This is a genomic window from Blautia sp. HA9023 (assembly GCF_056504095.1).
In genome coordinates this window covers 737726-761384 of record NZ_JBWLUR010000006.1, presented here as the reverse complement: position 1 = coordinate 761384, position 23659 = coordinate 737726, and the positions used below count along the sequence as shown (strand labels likewise).

20 protein-coding genes and 1 pseudogene are annotated in these 23659 nt (G+C 45.9%); 19 read left to right on the top strand and 2 right to left on the bottom strand.

Annotated elements, in window-relative coordinates; genetic code table 11:
* Nucleotides 1-51: 51 nt before the first annotated feature.
* Nucleotides 52-1692 (bottom strand): hydroxylamine reductase, encoded by a 1641-nt coding sequence (gene hcp, locus AC04Q6_RS07480; protein WP_118071518.1) that lies wholly within the window; start codon nucleotides 1690-1692, stop codon nucleotides 52-54.
* A gap of 484 nt (nucleotides 1693-2176) precedes the next feature.
* Between hcp and AC04Q6_RS07475 the strand changes: the two genes are divergently transcribed.
* From AC04Q6_RS07475 to AC04Q6_RS07455, 5 genes are all read left to right on the top strand, one after another.
* Nucleotides 2177-2590, top strand: a complete 414-nt coding sequence (locus AC04Q6_RS07475; RefSeq protein WP_021977106.1) for a Fur family transcriptional regulator — start codon at nucleotides 2177-2179, stop codon at nucleotides 2588-2590.
* On the top strand, nucleotides 2587-3585 hold the full coding sequence (locus AC04Q6_RS07470) for a metal ABC transporter substrate-binding protein (protein WP_118062250.1): 999 nt from the start codon (nucleotides 2587-2589) through the stop codon (nucleotides 3583-3585). Before AC04Q6_RS07475 ends, AC04Q6_RS07470 begins: the two co-directional genes overlap by 4 nt.
* A 28-nt stretch (nucleotides 3586-3613) precedes the next feature.
* Nucleotides 3614-4276 (top strand): metal ABC transporter ATP-binding protein, encoded by a 663-nt coding sequence (locus tag AC04Q6_RS07465; RefSeq protein ID WP_118071517.1) that lies wholly within the window; start codon nucleotides 3614-3616, stop codon nucleotides 4274-4276.
* Nucleotides 4273-5070, top strand: a complete 798-nt coding sequence (locus AC04Q6_RS07460) for a metal ABC transporter permease (RefSeq protein WP_021977397.1) — start codon at nucleotides 4273-4275, stop codon at nucleotides 5068-5070. The genes AC04Q6_RS07465 and AC04Q6_RS07460 overlap by 4 nt, the downstream gene beginning before the upstream one ends.
* A 98-nt stretch (nucleotides 5071-5168) precedes the next feature.
* On the top strand, nucleotides 5169-6641 hold the full coding sequence (locus AC04Q6_RS07455) for a S1C family serine protease (protein ID WP_118071516.1): 1473 nt from the start codon (nucleotides 5169-5171) through the stop codon (nucleotides 6639-6641).
* A 454-nt stretch (nucleotides 6642-7095) separates the two neighbouring features.
* Here AC04Q6_RS07455 and AC04Q6_RS07450 read toward each other — a convergent pair whose 3' ends face one another.
* Nucleotides 7096-7854 (bottom strand): helix-turn-helix transcriptional regulator, encoded by a 759-nt coding sequence (locus tag AC04Q6_RS07450; RefSeq protein ID WP_118168494.1) that lies wholly within the window; start codon nucleotides 7852-7854, stop codon nucleotides 7096-7098.
* Between the two features lie 430 nt (nucleotides 7855-8284).
* Here AC04Q6_RS07450 and AC04Q6_RS07445 point away from each other — a divergent pair, with 430 nt between their 5' ends.
* The 14 genes and pseudogenes from AC04Q6_RS07445 (at nucleotide 8285) to AC04Q6_RS07380 (ending at nucleotide 23537) form a co-directional block, all read left to right on the top strand.
* Nucleotides 8285-9640 carry a Na+/H+ antiporter NhaC family protein gene (locus AC04Q6_RS07445; protein WP_118062245.1) on the top strand — a complete coding sequence of 452 codons (1356 nt, stop codon included), beginning with the start codon at nucleotides 8285-8287 and terminating at the stop codon, nucleotides 9638-9640.
* A gap of 12 nt (nucleotides 9641-9652) precedes the next feature.
* Nucleotides 9653-11269 (top strand): amidohydrolase, encoded by a 1617-nt coding sequence (locus tag AC04Q6_RS07440; RefSeq protein WP_119248064.1) that lies wholly within the window; start codon nucleotides 9653-9655, stop codon nucleotides 11267-11269.
* A 68-nt stretch (nucleotides 11270-11337) separates the two neighbouring features.
* The gene (locus AC04Q6_RS07435; protein WP_118168488.1) at nucleotides 11338-12819 is read left to right on the top strand and encodes an aldehyde dehydrogenase family protein; all 1482 of its coding nucleotides are present in this window, start codon (nucleotides 11338-11340) and stop codon (nucleotides 12817-12819) included.
* A 44-nt stretch (nucleotides 12820-12863) separates the two neighbouring features.
* Entirely contained in the window at nucleotides 12864-13478 is a 615-nt protein-coding gene (locus AC04Q6_RS07430) for a cytidylate kinase-like family protein (protein ID WP_021977391.1), read from the top strand.
* A gap of 19 nt (nucleotides 13479-13497) precedes the next feature.
* Nucleotides 13498-13626: a hypothetical protein gene (locus AC04Q6_RS07425; RefSeq protein ID WP_255820980.1), complete on the top strand. Its 129-nt coding sequence runs from the start codon at nucleotides 13498-13500 to the stop codon at nucleotides 13624-13626.
* A gap of 236 nt (nucleotides 13627-13862) precedes the next feature.
* Nucleotides 13863-14975 carry a 4-hydroxybutyrate dehydrogenase gene (locus AC04Q6_RS07420; RefSeq protein ID WP_118062240.1) on the top strand — a complete coding sequence of 371 codons (1113 nt, stop codon included), beginning with the start codon at nucleotides 13863-13865 and terminating at the stop codon, nucleotides 14973-14975.
* Between the two features lie 1145 nt (nucleotides 14976-16120).
* Nucleotides 16121-17077 (top strand): RpnC/YadD family protein, encoded by a 957-nt coding sequence (locus AC04Q6_RS07415; RefSeq protein ID WP_118071509.1) that lies wholly within the window; start codon nucleotides 16121-16123, stop codon nucleotides 17075-17077.
* Between the two features lie 16 nt (nucleotides 17078-17093).
* A pseudogene (locus tag AC04Q6_RS07410) lies at nucleotides 17094-17294 on the top strand (transketolase); the annotation flags it as partial.
* A gap of 2 nt (nucleotides 17295-17296) precedes the next feature.
* Nucleotides 17297-17752: an FGGY family carbohydrate kinase gene (locus tag AC04Q6_RS07405; protein ID WP_118071508.1), complete on the top strand. Its 456-nt coding sequence runs from the start codon at nucleotides 17297-17299 to the stop codon at nucleotides 17750-17752.
* A gap of 78 nt (nucleotides 17753-17830) precedes the next feature.
* Entirely contained in the window at nucleotides 17831-18637 is an 807-nt protein-coding gene (locus AC04Q6_RS07400; RefSeq protein WP_118071507.1) for an FGGY-family carbohydrate kinase, read from the top strand.
* Between the two features lie 231 nt (nucleotides 18638-18868).
* Nucleotides 18869-19567 carry a hypothetical protein gene (locus tag AC04Q6_RS07395; protein ID WP_119248060.1) on the top strand — a complete coding sequence of 233 codons (699 nt, stop codon included), beginning with the start codon at nucleotides 18869-18871 and terminating at the stop codon, nucleotides 19565-19567.
* Between the two features lie 46 nt (nucleotides 19568-19613).
* Nucleotides 19614-19970 (top strand): hypothetical protein, encoded by a 357-nt coding sequence (locus AC04Q6_RS07390; protein WP_021976067.1) that lies wholly within the window; start codon nucleotides 19614-19616, stop codon nucleotides 19968-19970.
* 48 nt (nucleotides 19971-20018) lie between these two features.
* Nucleotides 20019-21179 carry a hypothetical protein gene (locus AC04Q6_RS07385; RefSeq protein ID WP_147344030.1) on the top strand — a complete coding sequence of 387 codons (1161 nt, stop codon included), beginning with the start codon at nucleotides 20019-20021 and terminating at the stop codon, nucleotides 21177-21179.
* Nucleotides 21180-21206: 27 nt separating this feature from the next.
* Entirely contained in the window at nucleotides 21207-23537 is a 2331-nt protein-coding gene (locus AC04Q6_RS07380) for a serine/threonine protein kinase (RefSeq protein WP_118071504.1), read from the top strand.
* Nucleotides 23538-23659: the final 122 nt, after the last annotated feature.

Below are 23659 nucleotides of genomic sequence, written 5' to 3'. Positions count from 1 at the left end.
TCAGAAATGACTGGTGTAAGAGCATTGCAGATGATCAGTTTATATCGGGGATTATTTTCCGAAAAACAGTTCCATATCTTCTTCCACGCTGCTAATTCCTGCAATACCAAAATTGTTAACCAGAATTTTGGTTACATTTGGAGAAAGGAAGGCCGGAAGTGTTGGTCCAAGGTGAATATTTTTTACCCCGAGGGAAAGCAGCGCCAGGAGAACGATCACGGCTTTCTGCTCATACCAGGCAATGTTGTAGATGATCGGAAGCTCATTGATATCCTCAAGGCCAAAAACTTCCTGAAGTTTCATGGCGATCACTGCAAGGGAATAGGAATCGTTGCACTGGCCTGCATCCAGAACTCGTGGGATGCCGTTGATATCTCCCAGATTCAGTTTATTGTAGCGGTATTTTGCACAGCCTGCGGTGAGGATCACGGTGTCTTTTGGGAGCGCCTGGGCAAAATCGGTGTAGTAGCTTCGGGATTTTGCCCGGCCGTCACAGCCTGCCATGACTACGAATTTACGGATGGCACCGGATTTTACGGCATCTACGATCTGATCTGCCAGGGCGATCACCTGATCATGGGCAAAACCACCGACAATTTCACCATGCTCGATTTCGGTTGGAGCTGCACAGCGTTTGGCGTGGCTGATGATTTGTGAGAAATCTTTTTTGCCGTCAGGCCCGGGTGTGATGTGGGTGCAGCCTGGATAACCGGTAGCACCTGTGGTGTAGATCCGGTCTTTGTAGCTGTCCTTTGGCGGAACGATGCAGTTGGTGGTCATGAGGATGGGACCGTTAAAGCTTTCGAATTCTTCTTTCTGTTTCCACCAGGCGTTTCCATAGTTTCCTGCAAAGTTCGGATATTTTTTGAACGCCGGATAGTAGTGGGCCGGAAGCATCTCAGAGTGGGTGTAAACGTCAACGCCGGTTCCTTTTGTCTGTTCAAGCAGCATTTCCAGATCGTGAAGGTCGTGGCCGGAAACCAGGATTCCGGGATTTTTGCCTGTGCCGATATTTACTTTTGTAATTTCCGGATTTCCGAAAGTTTCGGTGTTTGCCTGGTCGAGAAGGGCCATTCCACGGACACCGAATTTTCCGGTTTCCAGAGTGAGAGCGGTCAGTTCCTCTGCTGTGAGACTGTCGTCCAGAGTTTTTGCCAGGGTGCTCTGGATAAAAGCATCCAGTTCCGGATCTTCACGGAGAAGTGCGTTTGCATGGCTGGTGTAGGCGCAGAGTCCTTTCAGGCCGTAGGTGATCAGCTCGCGGAGGCTTCGGATATCCTCATTCTTTGTAGACAGAATGTTGGTGACATATCCCATGGACTCGTAATCCGCAGGGCTTTCCGGGTGCCAGAGTGCGGCAGCGGGAAGGCTTTTTCTGTCAGAAAGCTGAGAGAGAAGCTGTTCTTTGGCCGAAAGGGTTTCGCTGATCTTTGCAACGATGGAATCTTTGTCGAAATTTGCGTTTGTGATGGTGGTGAAAAGATTCCGGATCACCATATGATTGATATAAGAAGGGATTTCTCGGCCTTCGCCCCGAAGTGCGGTGGTGATGGCGGAAAGTCCCTTTGTTACGTAAACGAGAAGATCCTGCATGGCAGCTACGTCAGGCTTTTTGCCGCAGACACCGGAGATGGTGCAGCCGGAACATCCGGCGGTTTCCTGACACTGATAACAAAACATTTTTGGTTCCATAATGTATACCTCCTGTGGTAAGTGGGTGGGCCTTTGAAAATAAAGACCTGCTTTTTTTAGTGTGGTTTATTTTGGATTTTTTATCCCTGAAGTCATTGGAAAAGGCTGCATCGCAGTGTTCTCAGATGTGAATCTCTGTGTCAGACGGAAACTCTGGAGTCAGAGGGGAATGTATCTCTGATATGGAACACGGATCTGGATATCTGGTATGCTTTCAGGTGATGGAGAAAGGATAGCATGTGCCGGTGGAAAAATCGGTAACATATGATACGAAAAAAGACCTTGACGGAATTCTTTTTTAAATGTAATATGAAAACGGTTTTCAAATTCATATTGATTTAACCAAATCAAGCAAGTAGCGAAGCGGATTGCGAATATCCGCTTGACGTATGGATGACTGACCGGCCATAAAGCTGTGTATGAAAATACAGACGATGAAAAAATTTGTTATGGAAGGTGCAGTTGACGGAAGAGAGTGAAATATATGGAAGAAAAAATGAAATACAGTACCAGGCAGCAGAAGCTGATCCTGGAGTGTCTGCAGGAATATGGAGATACGTTTTATACGATTGACCAGTTTATGGAGATCCTTCGTGGAAAAGAGATCCGGATCGGAAGGACAACGGTGTACAGAGGTCTGGAGCGTCTGCAGAAAGAAGGGGCTGTGCTGAAAGTTCCGTCTGTGGAGGGAGCACCGGCACAATATCGGTTTATCCGGGATGAGGAACGGAAGAATTATGGTAAGCTTGTGTGCCTGGAATGTGGGCATACGATTCCTCTGCAGTGTGGATGCATTGACCATTTTGTGGGACATGTGCTGGATGAGCACGGGTTTGAGATTGATCAGAGCCGGACGATCTTTTATGGATATTGTGATGAGTGCAGGAGGAAGAAATGAATTTTAACAGAGGGAAGATGGCTGCGGCAGCGGTTCTGGCGGCAACGCTCCTTGTGGTCGGAGGTGTGACCGGTTATGGATTGCACAGGGCCGGAACAGTGGGGCAGCCGTTTGTGGATGATGGCCGGCTGAAAGTGATGGCCAGCTTTTATCCCATGTATGATTTTGCCCGGAAGGTGGGCGGCGATAAGATTCAGGTGAAGGATATGGTTCCTGCGGGAACGGAGCCTCATGACTGGGAACCTGCGGCGACGGATATCCGGAATCTTGAGGATGCGGATGTTTTTGTCTACAATGGCGCGGACCTGGAACACTGGGCGGAAGATGTGCTGGACACTCTGGAAAATCAGGATCTGGTGGTGTCTGAGGCATCGGATGGTGTGGAGCTTCTGGATGGAGGTGAGGATCATGCTCATGGCGATAATGGAAAAGATCCCCATGTCTGGCTGGATCCCATGCGGGCGAAACAGGAGATGGCGAATATTAAGGATGCTTTTGTAAAAGCGGATCCGGAGAATAAGGATTATTATGAAGCGAATTATGAGAAATATGCCGGTGAATTTGACGAGCTGGACCAGGAATTCCGGGATGGCCTGAAAGATACAAAGAGCCGGGATATCATCGTGGCTCATGAGGCGTTCGGATATCTGTGCAATGCCTATGATCTGACACAGCTGGCGATTGAAGGCCTGACACCGGATTCAGAGCCTGATCCTGCCAAGATGCAGGAAGTGATCGAGTATGCGAAAAAATATGACATCCATACCATATTTTTCGAGGAACTGGCAAGCCCAAAGGTGGCGAAGACTGTGGCGAAGGAAGTGGATGCTGTGACGGCTGTGCTGAATCCTATTGAGGGATTGAGTGAAGAAGATATAGAAGCCGGCGAGGATTATTTTTCTGTGATGAGGAAGAATCTGGAGGCATTGCAGAAGGCACTGAACGGAAGCCGTGAGGCAGCAGTTGCTGAGAACAAAGGCTGTTCTGAAATGTAGAACTGCTGTTGCGATAAAAGGAGAAATTATGGGAATTTTGATAGAAAATCTTTCGTTTTACTACACAGGAACGCCAGTGCTGGAGCAGGTGAACCTGGAAGTAAAGGATGGTGATTATGTCATTCTTACCGGTGAAAACGGAAGTGGAAAAAGTACGTTTCTGAAGCTTCTTCTGGGTGAGCTGAAAGCCCAGGAAGGAAGCATTACCGTAAATGGAAAAGATATTTCTGCCACATTTGGAAAGGGAGATCTGGGATATGTTCCGCAGAACAGTATCAGCAGAAATCAGAATTTCCCGGCCACGGTAGAGGAAATCATGATGACAGGCGTGTATTCCTCTTCATGGAAAGCACGTTTTCAGGTGAAAAAAGAGATTCCACGTCTGAAAGCCGCACTTGCGGAGATGGAAATGGAAGAGTTCTGGAAAAGAAGGATCGGAGATCTTTCCGGCGGGCAGCAGCAGAGAGTTATGCTGGCACGTGCACTGGTGGGAAATCCGAAGATCCTGATCCTGGATGAGCCCACCACAGGTATGGATACAGTTTCCGTGAAAGCACTTGCAAAAGTCCTGCAAAAGAGGAATGAGGAACAGGGGCTGACCATTCTTATGGTCACTCACGGAAATTCCGGTGAATTCAAAGGGGCCAATCGGTTCTTCAAGGCAGAAGAGGGGAGGATTGACGAGGTATGAGTATTTTACAGTATGGATTTATGCAGAGGGCTTTTCTCGTGGGAATCCTTCTGGCTGTGATCACGCCCTGTATCGGGATCACCATTGTTCTGAAACGGATGTCCATGATCGGAGATGCGCTTTCCCATTCTTCTCTGGCCGGTGTTGTGCTGGGACTGATCCTGGGAGTGAATCCGGTAGCCGGTGCGGTAGTGATGTGTATTGTGGCAGCCCTTGGAATTGAAGCGATCCGTAAAAAAATCCCACGGTATTCTGAAGTTGCAATTTCCATCGTCATGTCCGCCGGGATCGGACTGGCAGGTGTGCTGTCCGGTTTTGTGGAAAACGGCGCAAGCCTGAACAGCTTTTTATTTGGAAGTATTGTGTCCATCAGTGAAGGAGAGCTGGCATTGGTAGTTGTGATCAGCGTGCTGGTTCTGGCAGCGGTGCTGTTTTTTTACAGAGAACTGTTTTATATTGGATTTGATGAAAATGCGGCAAGGATTTCCGGCGTTTCCGTGCGGAATATTAATTTTCTTTTTACCATTTTGACGGCGCTGACCGTTTCCATTGCGTCCCGTACGGTAGGAACGCTGATCGTTTCTTCCATGCTGGTGGTTCCGGTGGCATGCGGGATGCAGATGGCGAAAAGTTATAAAGGCACGTTGGTGTGTGCCATTGCTGTGGCGGTATGTACTACGGTTATTGGTCTGTTTCTTTCTTATTATGCGGGACTGAAACCAGGTGGAATGATCGTTCTTCTTGAGGTTGCATGGTTTGTAATTGTGATGGCCGTGAAAAGTTTTAACAAATAAAACACATTTTTCCCACAAAGTAAACACAATTAAAATCTATACTTTGAAGCATCAAAAGGAAACAGAGAAGAAATTTTTTTCCAGGGAGGGACTTAATCATGAATAACAACAGAAAATTAAAAATAAAGAAAATGATGAAAAAAGGTGCAACCATCAGCCTGTGTGCAGTACTTGCAGGTGGCATTGGTGTTGGTGCATATGAAGGTGTGGATTATTTTACAGGAGCACAGTCTGTACAGGCAGCTACAGATAGTTCCGAGAAGCTGACACTTATGAAATCTGATAAAAAGTCAGATAAGAGTACCGAAGATACAACAGATACAAAATCTTCCGATACCAAGGGAAGTCTTGATGTATCCGAGGTTGCTGAGGAGGCAATGCCTTCTGTAGTTGCGATCACAACCAAGTCTGTTCAGGAGGTTCAGAATTATTACAGCATGTTTGGCTCCCAGTATGCGCCAAGCCAGGAGCAGGAAGTTCAGGGCAGTGGTTCCGGTATTATCATCGGAAAAACAGATTCTGAGCTGCTGATCGCAACAAACTATCATGTTGTAGATGGTGCGGATACTTTATCCGTTGCTTTTGCAGATGGAAGTGCTTATGAGGCTACTGTAAAAGGCTTTGATGAGAACGAGGATCTTGCGGTTGTGTCTGTTGCAACCAAAGATGTTTCTAATGACACGATGGATGCGATTTCTGTTGCAAAGATCGGAAGTTCTGATGATCTGAAGATTGGTGAGCAGGTTGTTGCTATTGGTAATGCACTTGGTTATGGCCAGTCTGTTACTACTGGTATTGTCAGTGCAAAGAACCGTAAGACAGATTCTTCAGGTCAGATTGAGTCCAGTGATTCTACAGATAACAGCAGCAGTATCAATAAGGGTGTGAATCTGATCCAGACGGATGCGGCTATTAACCCTGGTAACAGTGGTGGTGCGCTTCTGAATATGGATGGTGAGGTTGTTGGTATCAACTCTTCCAAACTTGCTTCTACGGAGGTTGAGGGTATGGGTTATGCCATTGCAATCTCTGATGTTGCGGATTCTCTTGAGAATATGATGAATGCCAAGGCAAGGGATAAAGTGGATAATCATGGTATTCTTGGTATCACAGGCAGCACGGTCAGTGATGAGGCTGTTCAGATTTATGGTATTCCGCAGGGTGTGTTTGTTTCTGAGGTGACTGAGGGTGGCCCGGCTGATGATGCGGGTATTACCAAGAATATGGTTATTACGGAGTTTGATGGTAAGACCATTACCAGTATTGATCAGCTGGTTGAGCTGCTTCAGTATTATGAGCCGAAGGAAAAGATTGATGTGACGGTTGCGGTTCTGGATGGTAATGAATATAAGGAGAAGACGCTTACTGTGAAACTTGGTAAGGATGATAGTGCTAGTAAGGATAGCTCTGAGGAGAGTGCGGCACAGGATAGTCAGGATTCCCAGGATTCTCAGGATGAAAGTATCGAAGGTGGACAGGATGGTTCTGATCAGGGAGATGCAAATGCGTTTGCGGATGATGGTGAGGCCAGTCTGTTCAGGGATTTTGAGCAGAATGGGTTGAGGGATTGATACGGAAACCAGTTGTGACAGACATAGATGAGCATGTGAGATAGATATACATATAAAAATGAAGGCTTCGTGGCTGACCCGGGATTGGGTGGCTGCGGAGTCTTTTTTTGTGTGGGGGTGTGGGGCGGATAAGGGACGCCCGTGAGGCGTGTGCTGCCTGTCGCCGGGGCTTCGTCGGGGGCTGGCTTCTAAGACGCTGGAAATCTGCTAAAACCGTTTTCCAAAAGTCCGAACTCGCTTCGCTCAAACAGCGAACTTTTGAAAAACAACGCAGATTCCCACCGCCTAAGAAGCGCTCCCCTCCTGCAGAGTCCGGCGACAGGCAGCACACGCCTCACGGGCTGGCTTTTCCGGGCGGGATGGGAGAGTGGTGAAGTGGTAGTGTGGTTCAGGAGGAATGGTTGAGTGGTTTCCCGGGAGTTGGATGAGCCATCAGCGCTGCGCTGGACGGCTTTTATCGCATACGGAATCTCAGGAGTTCCCAGCGGGAGGTTACGTTGGTTTTTCGGAAGATGTTCTGCAGGTGTTTCTGTAGGGTGTTTTCGCGGATGCCGAGAGACCCTGCGATTTCGTCGTTGTTGCGGTACTGGTAGATCTGTTCGGCAATCTGGAGTTCGCGGTTTGTGAGGTGGCAGGTGTTTTTCAGGCGGGCGAGGGTTTGTTTGAGGTCGTTGGTCTGGGGCAGGCTGTGGGTAATCTGGTAGAGGACGGCGTTTAAGTGCATGCCGATGGCCTGGAGGTAGAACATGTCTTCATTGGTGAAAGGGCCGTCTTTTTCGGTGCGGAAGAGGGTGAGGATTCCCAGGAGTTCCTGCTGGTAGACACTGGCGTATTGCATGGAGTCGAAGATGTTGTATTTGCGGTAGCAGTGGACGTAGAGGGGGGAGTTGAGGCGCTGCTGGTCTTCCAGGAGATCGCTTTCGCGGACGAGGCGGGGTTCCCGGGAGTGGAGGAGCCAGAGGAGGTGGTCTTCGTCTGCGACATTCATGTATTCGTTTTCTGCTTCAGTGAAGGCTTCGGGGATGCAGATTGGGGTGGTGAGGCGGATGGTGTCCGGATCTTCGGTGGTTTCGTGGAGGAGGATGCTGGCGTAGCTGTAGGGGATGACCATTTTCAGGCGGAGCAGGAATTTTGCTTTGATTTCGTTAAGGCTGGTGCAGGAATAGAGATCGTAGATCATGTCGTTGATCATAAGAAAGGTGTTTTTTTCCATGGTTTTTCTCCTTTTTTTGGTACAGTGGTTGCTGTTTTTTAGTTACAAAGAGATCAGGGTTATGGATATGCAGTGGATTGTAACCGTAATGTTTGTCTTATTTTTGGATAAATCTTACTGGTTTTCCAGATTTGTGAGTACTGATTTCATTTGAAGTTAGTATACTATCACATATACTTAAAATCAAGTATATATACTTAAAAAACATTAATTTAACTACCGAAATTAAGCATTGTATCAGAGTGTGAAAAATAATAGTATATCAGTAACAAAATAATAAAAAACACGAAACGTACGATGGTGTATTGATTGCGGAAGCGCAATGAATACGCCATTTTTTGTTTCACGAAAAAGTCTGTTGATGCAAAGGGGCATATCCGTTAAACGGGTATGCCTCTTTCTGGTTCACAGAGGGAAAGGGGAGAAAAAAATGAATACTGGACTGATTGCAATTTTTATTCTTCTGGTTATTATCGTCGGTGCTATCGCAACCAGGAGATGTGTGGAGTTTCTGATCGGAGGTTCTCTGGTGGCGGCCATATTCATGTATAGGAAGGATTTTCTGCCTCAGTGGTGTACGTTGATCCAGGATGTGCTTGCCGAAAATGTGTGGATCGTTCTTGTGTGTGGCCTTTTTGGCAGTCTGATCGCACTTCTTCAGGAGTCGAAGGGTACTTTTGGTTTCCAGAAACTGGTTTCAAAATTCTGTAACACGGAGAGGAAAACTCTTCTTACTACTTTTGTTATGGGTATCCTGATCTTTGTGGATGATTATCTGAATGTGCTTTCCATTGGTGTCTGTATGAAGGGTGTCTGTGACAAACGTAAGATCCCCAGGGAGGCGCTGGCGTATATGCTGGATGCCACAGGTGCTCCGGTGTGTGTACTGCTTCCGTTTTCTACATGGGCTGTTTTTTACGCAAGTCTTTTTATTGACCAGGCAAGTGTGAAGGCGCTGGGATTTAAAACCGGTATTCAGGCTTATATCCGTGCGATCCCCTATTGCTTTTATCCGATCCTTACCATTGCTATTGTTTTCCTCTTTGCGCTGGGTGTGATGCCAAAGCTTGGTGCTATGAAAAAAGCCTATAAACGTGTGGAGGAGACTGGCAAGGTTTACAGCGATGCCAGCAGAAAATATAACCACGATGACAGAAAAGGTTATGAGGAAGAAGGTAACATCTGGAATTTCGTGATTCCCATGGGTGTGTTGGTTGCCATTGCTATTGCGACAAGCAACCTGCTTCTGGCTGTTGTGGTTTCCCTGATCGTTTGTTTCGTGCTTTATGTACCGCAGAAAGTGGTTGCGCTGGATGATTTCTTTAATCTGGTTGTCCGTGGTTTTGCAGATATGCTTCCGATTCTGATCCTTCTGGTCATTGCCTTTGTACTTCAGAAAGTAACGGAGGGAATGGGAATGACAGATTTTATTATTTCTGTTGCAAAACCGCTTCTCTGGGGCCCGGTTTTCCCGGCAATCGCTTTTGTTCTGGTTGCGGCACTTACCTTTACTACCGGTTCTCTCTGGGGCATGAGCGCGGTAGTTGCACCTATCGTATTTCCACTTGGTGCAGCCATCAGCGCAAATCCGATCCTTATTATGGCAGCGATCATTTCCGGTGGTGCATTTGGAAGCCATGCCTGCTTCTATACAGATGCGACACTTCTTTCCTCCCAGAGTGCAGGAATTGACAATATGGAACATGCGCTGACACAGCTTCCATATGTAATCATTGCAAGTGTACTTTCTGTTGTGGGATTTCTGATCTGTGGTTTTGTGATGTAGGAGGTATGGCTTATGGGAAAATTTATTCTGAGAAGTAAAGCTGTTTTTACAGGTCTTGAAGATTTCCCCAGACCGGCAGCCATCGCAGTAGTGGACAAAAAGATTCAGGCAGTTCTTCCCTGGGATTTCCAGAGAGATAAGGATTATGCAGACTGGCCTCTTTACGATTACGGAGAAAAAATGATCATGTCTTCTTTTCTGGATGCACATACCCATCTTTTTTCCGGAGCCATTGATGGCAGCAGATATGTGTGTTCGGATCTGGGAAAAGGATGTTCTCAGGCGGAATGTGTGAAGATCATTAAGGAATTTGCAGATGCACATCCGGATTACAAAAGAATTCGAGGTTCCGGATGGTTTATCACCAACTGGGGAGATGAGCCACTTCCGGATAAAAGACTTCTGGATGAGGCCATTCCCGACAGGCCGGTGTATCTTTTCTGTGCGGACTGCCACAGCATGTGGCTGAATTCCAGAGCACTGGAAGAGGCAGGGATCGATCCGGACCGGAAAATGGATAACGGTGTAAATGTAAAGTTTGAAAATGGTGAATTAAGCGGCCTTCTTCTGGAACCGGCAGCGTGTGAACCGGCCCAGAAAAAATATATGGAATTTTCGGAGGAAGAGATGCTTGAGATCCACCGGAATTTCCAGGATGTTCTGGCTGACTACGGAATTGCCGCGGCAAGTGAAATGTTTGCCGATGATTACACCGAAGAAACCATGAAAAAATATGATATCCTGAAAAAACTGGACGAGGAAGAAGGGCTTAAGGCACAGATCTTTTCCTACATGAAACTTTTCGGGTATACGGAATTTTCGAAGTATTTTAAATTTCAGAAGCATTTTGATTCCCCGCATTTTCACATTGCGGGGGTAAAGGGTTTTATTGATGGCGTGACGGAGACTTACACAGGACTTCTTTTGGAGCCTTATATCGATAAGCCGGAGACCTGTGGCGAGGGACTTCCGTTATGGCCGGAGCGGAAAATGAAGAAAGAGATCATTGCGGCGAACAAGGCAGGGATCCAGGTAAGACTTCATTGTATTGCAGATGGTTCCGTGCGGATGGCGCTGGATCTTTTTGAAAAATCTGCGGAAGTGAACGGGGAGCATGGTCTTCGAAATACGATCGAGCATATCGAAAACATCCATCCCGATGACCTGGATCGTTTTGCGGAGCTTGATGTGATTCCTTCAGTCCAGCCGTATCATGTAACACTTGCGGCAAATGGAAAGGTGAACCAGATCGGAGAAAAACGGGCAAGGCTTCAGTGGCCGTTTCGGACTTTGCTGGAGCATGAAGGCGCGCTGGCACTTGGAACCGATTATCCGGTTGTGACTATAGATCCTTTTACAACAATCTATGCGGCAGTTACAAGAAGAGATGATGACGGAAAACTGACATCCACCAACCCCTGGGAAAAAATCTCCATGGCAGATACGCTAAAAGCTTACACTTCCGGCGCGGCCCGTGTTTATCATGTGGAGGATTCCATGGGAACCCTGGAGCCGGGAAAAATGGCAGATATCATTGTTCTCAGCGGAGATCTTTTTGAAGTGGATAAGGAAGAGATCCGGGGGATGAAGGTGGAAGCAAATTATTTTGAAGGTGAAAAGATCCGATGATCGTGGGAGTCAGAAGATTGAATGGGAAGATTATTTGAACGGGTTAAGAAAATAAAAGGAGGACGCTTATGGAACTTCAGAAAATGTTTATTGATGGTGAATGGGTAGAAGGCAGTACAGGAAAATCAGTTCCTACATTAAATCCTTCAAATGGTGAGGTTCTTGCCATGGTAACGGAAGGAAATGTGGAGGATGTAGATAAAGCCATTGCGGCGGCAAAAAAATCTTTTTATGTGACAAGGGAATGGCGTGATATGGATTCCCAGACAAGGGCGGATATCCTTCTTCAGATCGCAGATGCTATTGATGCGGAAAAAGAGGATTTTGCGAAGCTGGACTGCATGGATCATGGAAAACCCTTAAGAGAGGCAGAGGCTGATGTGGATGATGCAGTTCACTGTTTCCGCTATTATGCAGGACTCTTAAAAATGCCACAGGGCGGTGTTTATGAAGTAAATGAAGGTTTTGGAAAAATGCATTCCTATACCGTTCATGAGCCGGTTGGCGTGTGCGGACTGATCACTCCCTGGAACTATCCGCTGCTGATGGGTGTGTGGAAACTGGCTCCTGCACTGGCAGCCGGTAACAGTGTGGTGTTTAAACCAAGTTCCAACTGTGTGCTTTCCTGTGTGAAACTGTTTGGGATTTTTGAGAAGATCGGAATGCCCAAGGGCAGCGTGAACCTGATCCTTGGCCCTGGCGGAATTACAGGAAACCGGATCGCGGAGAGCAAAGATGTGGATATGGTTACTTTTACCGGAAGCACGGAAGTGGGACAGAGCATCATGCGTGCGGCAGCAGACAATGTAAAAAAGATCGGCCTTGAGCTTGGCGGAAAGTCACCCAATGTGATCTTTGCAGATGCGGATCTGGACGGCGCAGTGGAATGGGCCATGATCGGTATTTTCCTGAATCAGGGCGAGGTGTGCTCCGCAGGTTCCAGGATTATCATCGAGGAAAGTATCAAGGATGAATTTGTGAAACGTCTTGCAAAGAAAGCAAATGCCATCACTATTGGAGATCCTATGGAGAATCCGGATATGGGCCCGCTGGTTTCTGAGAGCCATATGAATAAAGTTCTTGGATATATTAAAAAGGGCGTTGAGGAAGGTGCTACGCTTGTGTGCGGCGGCGAGCGTTACACAGAAGGGGAGTGTGCGAAAGGCTTTTATGTAAGACCGACGGTGTTTGATAACTGTACTTCGGATATGACCATTGTCCGGGAGGAGATTTTTGGACCGGTTGTGACTATTCAGACGTTTAAGACAGAGCAAGAGGCCATTGACATGGCAAACGATACGGAGTATGGTCTGGCTGGAGCAGTATTTACCGCCGATGGTTCCAGAGCGCTTCGGGTGATCAAAGAGATCCGCGCAGGTATTACCTGGATCAACTGTTATAACCCGGCATTTAACGAGGCTCCGTGGGGCGGTTACAAAAAATCCGGAATCGGCCGTGACCTGGGTGTTCAGGGCCTTGAGGAGTATCAGGAGATCAAGCAGATCAATATCAATCTGAATCCGGGAATCGTCGGATGGTATGAACATTAAAAACATGAACCTGGAATGTATCCTTTAATTCGGGAGGAAATTATATGGGAAAAAGTAAATACGTAGTTACGATCACCAGACAGTTTGGCAGCATGGGTCGTCCGATCGCAAAAAAGATGGCGGAAAAACTGGGGATTGAATATTATGACAGGGATATTGTGGATCAGGCTGCAAAGAAGCTGAACCTTCCGGTGTCTGTTGTGGATGAAGTGGAGGAGACAGCGAAAAAAGTCAAGGCCAGTCCTTTTGCAAGAATGATGTTTCCTCTTGGAAAAGGAACCAGCAATACACAGGATAAGATTTTTGAGGCGCAGCAGAATATCATTAAATTTCTTGCGGAAAAAGAGACATGTGTTATTGTCGGAAGGTGTGCGGATTTTACTCTGGAAGAGATGGAAAATGCCATGCATATTTACATTTATGCACCATATGAGGTTCGTGTGGAGCATTGTGTGAAGGATCTGAACATTGAGGTTGAAGAGGCCAGAAAAATGATCGTGGCTGTTGATGAGGCCCGTGATTCCTATCATATGCAGTATGCGGGATATCACCCGGATGACAAGAACCACAAGAGTATTCTGGTGGACAGCAGTTTTCTTGGCGTGGAAGGTACTGCGGATTTTCTGGTGGATGCAGTGAAAAGAAAGTTTCAACTGTAATATGTCAGAGACTGCAGAAATGGAGAAACAGGGTGTGATCACTGCGGAGTTTGATCTGGATGCCATCGCACAGAAGAGACGGGAGTGGGGTGTTTTCCGGGATCGAAGACCGGAGATGTATGGTACGCTCCTGACGCATGGATGTTGAAAACTGATTGGATCAGGAAAGTCCTCTGCGGAGCTGCAAATATCTGCCTGACTTGTGAAGGGATCGTATGCCGGTGGCAAAGTAGAATGTAAAAGCCTGTTTTGGCGTTTGATCTGTTTGGCAGGAGGCGGGTGGTAATGCGGATTGCAGAGGGCTGTCTGCCAGTGTTATTATATTATAATAAAATTTTATAAAAAGAGCTTCTGCGAAATGCGGGGCTGACAGGAGGAAAAACTATGCAGGAACTGATGATCAGACCGACGATTTACAGTTTTGATAATTGCCGGCAGTTTGCGGAGGAATTTAAACTTGGTAAAGGGGATCTGCTTTTTACCAATAAGAGATTGTTTAAGAAATTTTTTGAGCCGCTGGGGCTTGGCTGTGATGTGATCTTCCGTGAGGATTATGGTAAGGGCGAGCCTACGGATGTGATGGCTGAGGCAATCTGGAAGGATGTGCCGAAGGATGCGAAGCGTGTGGTTTCTGTTGGTGGCGGCAGCATTCTGGATCTTTCCAAGTTGTTTGCACTGGAGAATATTTCTCCGGTTACGGATCTTTATGACGGGCTGCTTCCGATCGTGAAGAATAAGGAGCTGGTGCTGGTTCCGACTACCTGTGGTACGGGTTCTGAGGTGACGAATATTTCGATTCTTTCCCTGACTGCGAAGGGTACGAAGAAAGGGCTTGCTGTGGAGCAGCTTTACGGGGATTCTGCTGTGCTGATCCCGGAGCTTCTGGAGGATCTGCCGTTCCAGTTTTTTGCTACGAGTTCTATTGATGCGCTGGTGCATTCTGTGGAGTCCAGTCTTTCTCCTAAGGGGAATGAGACTACAAGGATGTTTGGGTATAAGGCGATCGAGATGATCCTGAAGGGTTATATGGAGATCAGGGATCATGGTCAGGAGGCCCGGATTCCGTTGATGAAGGATTTTCTGATGGCGGCTAATTATGCGGGTATTGCGTTTGGTAATGCGGGGTGTGCGGCTGTGCATGCTTTGAGTTATCCGCTGGGGGCTAAGTATCATGTGGCTCATGGTGAGTCCAATTATGCAATGTTTACCGGTGTGCTCAACAACTATATGGAGATCAAGAGTGATGGCGAGATTGCGCGCCTGAATAAATTTATGGCGGGAATCCTTGGATGTGATGTGGATGTTGTTTATGAGGAGTTGGAGAAGCTTCTGAATGTGATGATTCCTAAGAAGGCGCTGCATGAGTATGGGGTGTCCGAGGAGGAGCTTGAGGAGTTTACGGATTCTGTGCTGGAGAACCAGGGTAGATTGATGGCGAATAATTTTGTGAAATTGGATCGGGAGAGGGTTTATAAGATTTATAAGGAGTGCTTCTGATTTTTTGATTTTTGGGATTCAGTTTTTTGTGAACGGGTCGGTGTGTGCCGGCCTGTTCTTTTTTTGTGGGAAAGGGAGGACCGTGAAAGGGACGCCCGTGAAAGGGACGCCCGTGAGGCGTGTGCTGCCTGTCGCCGGGGCTTCGTCGGGGGCTGGCTTCTAGGCTGCCGGAATTCTGCTAAAACCGCTTCAAAAATTCTCAAACTCGCGTCTGAAGCCGCTCAGACAGTGAGAATTTTTGAAGCAACGCAGATTTCCGCCAGCCAAGAATCAGCTCCCCTCCTGCAGAGTCCGTCGACAGGCAGCACACGCCTCACGGGCTGGCTTTTCATGGCGGTAGTGTGTGTGGGGCTGCTCGGGAGTTGGATGAGCCGTCAGCGCTGCGCTGGACGGTTGGTAGGAGAGGCTGAGTTTGCTTGTGGTTTAACGGTAGGTGTTTGGGGTCGTCGTCGCTGCGCTGGACGGCAGGGAGGAAAGGCTGAGTTTGCTTGTGGTTTGCCGGTAGGTGTTTGGGGTCGTCGTCGCTGCGCTGGACGGCAGGGAGGAAAGGCTGAGTTTGCTTGTGGTTTAACGGGAGATGTTTGGGATCGTTGTCGCTGCGCTGGACGGCAGGGAGGAAAGGTTGGGGTTCCTTGTGACCTGATGGGAGTAAGTGAGTGACTGGAAAAAGTTGTGGAGAATAGGAATAGATCGGCACAGCGTTTCATATCCAATACCGCAGCATCCATCGCCCCGCCAGTATCTGAACACATCTCCACAACCTACAGTAATTTGCGTGGCCGGAGGGGAGGAGCGCGAGGAGGGGAAATGGCCTTTCGCAACTACGAATGCTTCCCCTCCTCGCAATTTCCTCAGCTTTGAAAAGCGAAAAAATTTCCGGCTGTCTGACGAAGTAAATCGAGGGGTTCTGCTGTCTGTTTGTCGAATTATAGTGGGATTTTTGGATGAAATCTGAGTGATTTTTTTTATAGTATGTGATATGGTTGTTATATCTTATAAGATCTTTTGTCTGTATGGACATTCTTGGAGCTTCGTATTCTGAAGCATTTTCCATTTTTGTTTCTGTGAATTTATGAAAGGCCGGTTTATGGCGTTTTCATGTTTTGTTTGTGTGGTATAATTCATATATACCGATAGGAGTGTTAATGAACAACAATACTATATTCGATGACGTTTTCCGGACGATGGTGGAGAAGATGACGTACTTGCTTGTTCCGCTTATCAACGAGGTGTTCCATACTTCGTATCCGGAGGATGTGAAGATCGTGCATCTTCGGAATGAGCATCAGCTGGAGGAAGGGGAATTGATCACGGATGCCCGGCTTTTGATCGGGGATAAGGTGTATCATATTGAGTGTCAGAGTACAGATGATGCTACGATGGCAATCCGGATGTTTGAGTATGATCTTGCTATTGCGCTGGAGAGCAGGCGGAGGGTTGGACGGAGATTTTTTGTGGAGTTTCCCAGGTCCTGTGTGATTTATTTGAGAACTACGAAGAATACGCCGGATGTTGAGGAAGTGGAGCTAAAGCTTCCGGATGGGCAGGTGTGTGTATATCGGGTTCCGACGGTGAAGGTGGAGCGTTATACGAAGGATAGCATTTTTGAGAAGAATTTACTGATGTTGCTGCCGTTTTATGTGATGAGATATGAAGAGTCAGCGCATACGATAGGAGAAAATACAGAGAAGTTACAGGAATTGTTGAGTGAGTACGAGGATATCCGGGTAAATCTGGAGAAAGAGCTTTCGATGGCGGGAAGGTCAGAATTATATACAGATTTGAATAGACTAATCGTAAGGATATCCGATTATATTTTCCGGAAAGAAGAAAAAATCAGGAAAGGAGTGGATGAAGTTATGGGCGGAAAGGTTTTACAGTTGGAATCGGAACGATTACTTGAGTTAGGAGAAGCGCGTGGAAAAATTATTGGAAAGGCAGAAGGTAAAGCGGAAGGAAAAGCTGAGGGTGAGGCCATTGGCGAAGCGCGGATGAGAATGCTGATCAATCGTCTGATTGCGGATGGCCGAATGGATGAGATTGGGAAAATTATAGACAGTGCGGAGGCTTGCAGGAAATTATATAAAGAGTATGGTTTGTAAAGGAAAGAGATAAAAGATTGAGCAGCTCCACGCAGCATTTGAGGAAGCAAAACAGACAAAAGGCCAGCCGACAGTCCTCATCGCAAACACTGTTAAAGGTAAAGGCTCTGCAGTTATGGAGAACAAGGCTGCTTGGCATCATCACGTACCGAGCCAGGAAGAGTATGAGCAGATCATGAAAGATTTTGAAGAGAGAAAGAGAAAGGAGCAGCTGTAATTATGAATAAGATTCCAAACCGTAAAGCAATTTGTGACGTACTTTTAAAAGAAGCGGAAACCGATAAAGATATCGTTGTTCTCTGCAGTGACTCCAGAGGATCTGCATCTCTGGCACCTGCCATTGTATGGCAGTGCTCTAGAGCTTCCGAGATCTGTGAGCGTATCAAAACAAACGTGATGATCGACCCGGACCGTGAACAGAAGAAAAACGGCGGTGTGGCAGAGATCATCCGCCAGAAGACAGGAATGCATCTTTCCCCGTATTTTCCGGCAGCGAAGTTTGTATGGCTTCAGGAGAATGTGGAGGAAGTAAAACAGGCAAAAAGAGACAACGATCTCTGCCTGGGAACCATCGACACCTGGCTTCTGTTTAAACTGATAAAAGGCGAGGTTTATGCAACGGATTACTCCAATGCATCCAGAACCCAGCTTTTCAATATCCATAACCTGAAATAGGATAAAGAGATCTGTACCTGGTTCGGCATCAACGTAGAGCAGCTTCCGGAAGTATGTGATTCCAGCAGAGAGTACGGAATGACAGATTTCGAGGGATATTTCCAGGCACCGATCCCAATCTGCGGTGTGATCGGAGATTCCCAGGGTGCTTTGTTCGGACAGGGCTGCATCGAAAAGGGAATGGTTAAGGCTACATACGGAACAGGTTCCTCTGTTATGATGAACGCAGGAACAGAACCGATCATGTCAGATCTTGGTCTTGTAACTTCTCTTGCATGGGGGCTTAACGGCAAAATTACTTATGTTCTGGAAGGAAACATCAACTACACAGGTGCAGTGATCACATGGCTGAAAGATGACATGGGACTGATCACTTCTCCAGGTGAGACTCAGGAAATGTCAGAGCAGGCGAATAAGAATGATACTACTTATCTGGTTCCTGCATTTTCCGGTCTGGGAGCACCTTACTGGAAATCCGACGCAAAAGCCATTATCTACGGAATGAGCAGAACAACCGGAAAGAAAGAGGTTGTAAAAGCAGCGCTGGAATCCATCGCATATCAGATCACAGACATTGTGGAGATGATGAAGGCAGAAGATGGAATGACAGTAAAAGAGCTCTGCGTAGACGGCGGCCCTACAAGAAACCAGTATCTGATGAAGTTCCAGAGTGATATCCTGGGAACAACAGTAAGCCTTCCAAGATGTGAAGAATCTTCCGCGTTCGGAGCTGGCCTGATGGCAGGATTAAGCTGTGGACTTTACAAGATGGAAAGCATCTTTGAGGTGAAAAACCGCAACCAGTTTATCCCGTCCATGAATGCGGTCGAGAGAGAGCAGAAATACAGCGGATGGAAAAATGCGGTAGAGAAAGTTCTCGTATAATTCTTGTAAAAAAAATTCTCAAAATAACATGCATTTCCAATGTACTCCAGCTACAGAGGAAATGATAAAAAGCCGGTCTTTGCAGCAGCAGAGGCCGGCAAAAATTATATCCAGGGGTAATTAAGCTTATGGTATAATCCAGGTAGAAATATTTTTCGCAAAAATATGCAGAAATATTTTACTATACTGTTTATACATAATAAATTTACAGAAGAGAAGGAGAAATAAGCTATGAGTAAGATATCTAATGTGGTAAAAGCTGTTGCAGTGATTGCAATTGCTACGGTGATCGGCCGGTCGGTCGGTTATTTTACAGGAACAAGAATGGCGGCTTCCAGTCAGACTGCCAGTTCAACGTCCTCCACTTCCAATGAAGCAGATTCTTCAGCTGCTTCTCAGATCATGAATTCTTCAGCAAATTCTGACGTCACTTCTGACAGTAGCACATCAGAAACTGCCATTGCAACACCGGCTACGGATTCTCTGTTAATAGAGCACCGTGTATTTAAGACTGACGACACTGCAGAACATCCGGAATATATAGTGATCTTTTATGAAAGTGGAAGCAAAAAGCTTGTGCAGTTAAATGATGAAACTCTTTTTTACAAATCTGCAGGTTATACTCTCGAAAGCATCCAGGGTATTGATGTCAGCCAGGTTTATCCAGGGGTTGAAAATTTCGATTTCATGACAAAAGAAGTTACTGATGAAGGTGACTATATCAGATATGTGCTCGCATTTAATAATCTTGAGAAAAACGAAAATCTTAAAGCTCTTGACGGAGCCGGAATTATCGTATTAGATGATGGATTCACAGAAAATAACTATGTAAATGCAGAGACATTATGCCAGTCCATGATTGACAGTGGGCGCCAGGAACTGAAATTAACGGAAATGCCGGACAGCCTTACCTACACAGTTAATGAGTAAACGCACTTCCTCGTAAAAAGCTTTCACCGTCAGGAAGGGAAATTCTATGTATGTAGAAAAAAGAATAGGTGGAGATTATTACCAGTATGTAATTTCCATCACCACTTACAATCCGGAGCAGGCAGCTATCCGAACCCTTAAATGGTATGTGAATTATCTGAACCAGAGACTGTTTCAGAGCTGTTATTCTTATGAGCTGACTCACGGAGAATGTTTTCTGATCATCCATCTAAAGGAAAGTGAATATAAAGATACAGAATCCAGAAGTATATTTCTGCAGACCGGGAAGGAAACAGCTGACAGTGTACGTGAAGATTTCAAAATGCTGGCCTGCGGAATCATTCCCCTGGAAATTCAGCAGAAAGTAACTGCTGAAATTGATGGAATAAAAAAGGAATGGTAAGCATAAACATGAAGAAGTATGTGGATCTATCAGGGGGTGGAACAGGATATGAGAAAGAAAACAAAAAGAATATTTGATGACATCATTATCGGTCTCAAAGGAAAAGATGCTCTTGCGTGCCTGGAATCCCTCGAAAAAATCCAGAAGGATTTCTTGCAGGACCGGGATTCCCTTGAAGGGATCCAGAAGAAGATTGACAGCTATCCCCTGCGTTACCGGATCATTTACAAAGGCTTCTGCAATCAGTGGAGTCTTGCTGAGCTTAACGCTGCATTACAGGAAAAAAATGAGGAAGTTCTCTATGCCCGGGATCTGATCGAGGCAAGTCTGATCTATGCTTTTCAGAAAAAACTGACCTTTGATCACTGGTACAGTCTGATCGTGCAGATCCGCGAATTTGAAAGCAGTGGTTCTTATGATGGATTTCTTATTAATGGGTTCAATGGCTCCTATTCAGCGTTTCCTCTTGCACGTATGGAAAACTATGTGCAGATGAATTCCTGTTTTTATGCGGAGACTATGTATACACTTCAGCGAACCCTTACTGTGGAAAAGGATCTCGGGAGACTGGGTGAGAATCAGGAATTTGTTTCTTATATGTGTGAAAACATACGGATGTTTTGTGATGGCAGAGAAAAATCCAGATATTATATCTGCAAATATTTTCTTTTTTATCTGAATACCAGGATCAAATATTATATGGCAAGTGATAAAAACCGACGGATCAAAAGAAACATTTATCTTGATCTTCCACTCAGCAATATTTCCAAAATGGATCCGAATCGACATGCTCATATGTCCGAGGAAGAGATAAAAGAGTGTCTGGCCACAGCGAAGATCAGTCCTAATAAGTTGTTTGAACTTCTGAACCGATTTTATTCCTATATTCTCCTCAGTGATTCGGATGCCAATGATCCGAACTGGGAAGAGTACAGCTTTATGCACAGGATTCTTCAGGGAGACTGCATTTCCCGGTCACTTCTTTTACTCATGATCTTATTCTTTGGAAGTGAAGCAGAACTTCCTGATCCGGGACTGATCCTGACAGTAAGACGAATGAATGAGATTCTTCAGGCCTGCAGATTTCAGGTACTGGATGAGAGCGCGGAAGAGGACAGTCTTGACAGTTTTTTGATTGCCGTTCTCTGTTCTGATGACAAAAGATCAGCGATCAACAGGATGATCGGACAAATGAATCTGATGCAGTAATTTCTGAAAACAGAAGGAACTAATATTATGCAGCAACTGAAACCCGGAAGTAAACTGAATAATAAATACAGAATTCTTCGTTTTATCGGACAGGGCGGTTTTGCCTTTGCCTATGAAGCAGTCCAGGAGCCTATTGGTCTTAAAGTCTGTATCAAGGAACTTTTTATAAAAGAATCCAGAGACACTTTTCTCAGGGAAGGAAGAATTCTTGCCACGTTAAAGAGTGACAGTATTGTAAAAGTTCTGGATTATTTTGAGGAAAATGAAACCAGTTATATTGTACTTGAATATCTGGAAGGAATAACCTTAAAAGAATATGTAAAGCGATATGGACCAATTCCGGCAGACCAGCTTTTTTCTGCGATTCTTCCAATCCTGTCGGGGCTTTCCCTGATACATAAGCGTGGTCTGATTCACAGAGATATTGCTCCGGACAATCTTATGGTCCTAGGCACGGATTTTTCCGGTGGACCTTCGCAGACTCTGCGGTTGAAACTTTTTGATTTCGGGACAGCAAGGGAATGTGGAAGGGATGAATATACCTGTACTCTGAAGGATGGTTACAGTCCGATAGAGCAGGTAAGTTCTCAGGGAAACCAGGGAACGACGACAGATATTTATGCTCTTTCAGCTACTTTATGGTATTGTCTTACAGGTAAGATACCGGATGGAGCGTACAGTCGTCTTCTGGATGATAATCTGAAGGCGCCTTCCAATCTGGGGATAGAAATCGATCCTGAGCTGGAAGATATTCTGATGAGAGGACTGTCCCTGCAAAAAGAAGACCGGCCGCAGAGTATTGATGAAATGCTGGCGATCGTGGGCAGAGAGCAGGCTGTGAAGAAAGCAGGCGATGGCAGCAGAGCAGCAAAAAGACCTCAAAAAAGAAAAAAGGTGTTTTTTGCCTGTGGTGTTTTCTGTCTCTTTGCGATACTTACGCTGTTGGGTGTTTTTCTTTACCGGAAAAATACACCGCTGGAATATAATGCGGAGACCATGTATCAGGTGACTCTGACTCCGGACGATAAATTTACAGTAGTCGGATATAATGAATCCATAAAAATTCTGGAGGAACGTCTGAAGCGATTTGCTGTCAAAAGTGGAAGGTATTCTTTAACAGAAAATAAAGGAGTTCTTACCATGCTCCTGCTGAAGGAAGATTTTCCGAAAAATACAGCCGGTGGCAATAATTACAAATCTACAGATACTGATTCAGCTTCAGTTCCGGAATATGTCCTGAAAGCTTATCTTACCCGGGCTGTAGATCTGATCATTCAAAGCCGCGAAAAAGGAGATACTTTTAACGAAAATCTGAAACTGGATCAGACGAAGGACTTTACCCTGACCTGGCACAAAGGGTCCGTTTCGGAGGTGAAATCTGACAGCGCGATGACTTCCACACAGAACTCCAATGGTTATTACGAAGTGATCTTTTCAAAAGATTTTCTCTCCCGGAACAGAGAAAAGATAAGATCCTGGAATAATAATTATGCCATTTATCAGGATCCTGATGATATTCCGTCAGTAACTCCTTATACGACCATTCCTATGGAAGATGGAAGAGGCTGTTATCTGACAGATAATGATAATGGTGCTTTTTCAGATCTTCTTAAGTATAATCTGACGCATCCACCACTGGAACACAGCTTCTCCATTTCTATTAAAGAACAGGTGGACTGGCAGACGGATGACAGCAGTTTTGGGGAAGATCAGGTCAGAGAGAATAAGATAAATGATGGAATTTACTGTTCTGTTTATGGAAGCATGACGGATGGAGAAGAAATGGATTGCTATCAGGCATTGCGTAATCGACTGGACAGCCTTGATATCTCCTATGCGCTTGGAAAAATGGATGCTCTCACAGCAGTAACGAAAGGCTGTGACGCACCGGCTTATCGTTTTCTATCTGTTAAGATAAATTCATCTGATGAGAAACTGCAATATTGGGATGTATGGAATCTGATCGCATGCAGCCACACGTTTTGTCTGACAGATGGGGATGGAAATATTGGGTGGATCTTTGATTACACAACTACTGTGGATGAGAATGGAATTACGATCGCGCAGACAGAACTGCCGGGTAGTTTTCAGGATGAAGATAAGACAGTTTATCTGTCATATTTGAACGGAGCTGATACGATCCGTATGATGTCGGGAAAAGTTCAGGGAGACGGGAGCTGTTGCTTTGATCATTTTGCAAATGGAGCGGAGATTTCGGATGATAACAGATGGATCATTCCGCTGATCGGAACCTGTATCAAAAATGATCTGCCGGTAGAACTTTTACCCTATGATCTGAAGCTCAGAAATGAAACAGTAAATGACTGGAAATCTCTGGGGCTTTTTATTGAAAAATAGCCAGTCAGATGTCGGCTTGACCCTGTGAGGATGTCAGATTATAATAAAATAACAGGCATTTCCTGTATGCTTCAGAGGTATTGGAAATGACGGAAAGCCGGTCTTTGCCATAACAGCAGGGC

What these genes read in the sequence shown, in the direction of transcription:
- hcp (WP_118071518.1), bottom strand. Translation starts at nt 1,692, where the DNA reads ATGGAACCAAAAATGTTTTGTTATCAGTGTCAGGAAACCGCCGGATGT.
- AC04Q6_RS07475 (WP_021977106.1), top strand. Translation starts at nt 2,177, where the DNA reads ATGGAAGAAAAAATGAAATACAGTACCAGGCAGCAGAAGCTGATCCTG.
- AC04Q6_RS07470 (WP_118062250.1), top strand. Translation starts at nt 2,587, where the DNA reads ATGAATTTTAACAGAGGGAAGATGGCTGCGGCAGCGGTTCTGGCGGCA.
- AC04Q6_RS07465 (WP_118071517.1), top strand. Translation starts at nt 3,614, where the DNA reads ATGGGAATTTTGATAGAAAATCTTTCGTTTTACTACACAGGAACGCCA.
- AC04Q6_RS07460 (WP_021977397.1), top strand. Translation starts at nt 4,273, where the DNA reads ATGAGTATTTTACAGTATGGATTTATGCAGAGGGCTTTTCTCGTGGGA.
- AC04Q6_RS07455 (WP_118071516.1), top strand. Translation starts at nt 5,169, where the DNA reads ATGAATAACAACAGAAAATTAAAAATAAAGAAAATGATGAAAAAAGGT.
- AC04Q6_RS07450 (WP_118168494.1), bottom strand. Translation starts at nt 7,854, where the DNA reads ATGGAAAAAAACACCTTTCTTATGATCAACGACATGATCTACGATCTC.
- AC04Q6_RS07445 (WP_118062245.1), top strand. Translation starts at nt 8,285, where the DNA reads ATGAATACTGGACTGATTGCAATTTTTATTCTTCTGGTTATTATCGTC.
- AC04Q6_RS07440 (WP_119248064.1), top strand. Translation starts at nt 9,653, where the DNA reads ATGGGAAAATTTATTCTGAGAAGTAAAGCTGTTTTTACAGGTCTTGAA.
- AC04Q6_RS07435 (WP_118168488.1), top strand. Translation starts at nt 11,338, where the DNA reads ATGGAACTTCAGAAAATGTTTATTGATGGTGAATGGGTAGAAGGCAGT.
- AC04Q6_RS07430 (WP_021977391.1), top strand. Translation starts at nt 12,864, where the DNA reads ATGGGAAAAAGTAAATACGTAGTTACGATCACCAGACAGTTTGGCAGC.
- AC04Q6_RS07425 (WP_255820980.1), top strand. Translation starts at nt 13,498, where the DNA reads ATGGAGAAACAGGGTGTGATCACTGCGGAGTTTGATCTGGATGCCATC.
- AC04Q6_RS07420 (WP_118062240.1), top strand. Translation starts at nt 13,863, where the DNA reads ATGCAGGAACTGATGATCAGACCGACGATTTACAGTTTTGATAATTGC.
- AC04Q6_RS07415 (WP_118071509.1), top strand. Translation starts at nt 16,121, where the DNA reads ATGAACAACAATACTATATTCGATGACGTTTTCCGGACGATGGTGGAG.
- AC04Q6_RS07405 (WP_118071508.1), top strand. Translation starts at nt 17,297, where the DNA reads ATGAATAAGATTCCAAACCGTAAAGCAATTTGTGACGTACTTTTAAAA.
- AC04Q6_RS07400 (WP_118071507.1), top strand. Translation starts at nt 17,831, where the DNA reads ATGACAGATTTCGAGGGATATTTCCAGGCACCGATCCCAATCTGCGGT.
- AC04Q6_RS07395 (WP_119248060.1), top strand. Translation starts at nt 18,869, where the DNA reads ATGAGTAAGATATCTAATGTGGTAAAAGCTGTTGCAGTGATTGCAATT.
- AC04Q6_RS07390 (WP_021976067.1), top strand. Translation starts at nt 19,614, where the DNA reads ATGTATGTAGAAAAAAGAATAGGTGGAGATTATTACCAGTATGTAATT.
- AC04Q6_RS07385 (WP_147344030.1), top strand. Translation starts at nt 20,019, where the DNA reads ATGAGAAAGAAAACAAAAAGAATATTTGATGACATCATTATCGGTCTC.
- AC04Q6_RS07380 (WP_118071504.1), top strand. Translation starts at nt 21,207, where the DNA reads ATGCAGCAACTGAAACCCGGAAGTAAACTGAATAATAAATACAGAATT.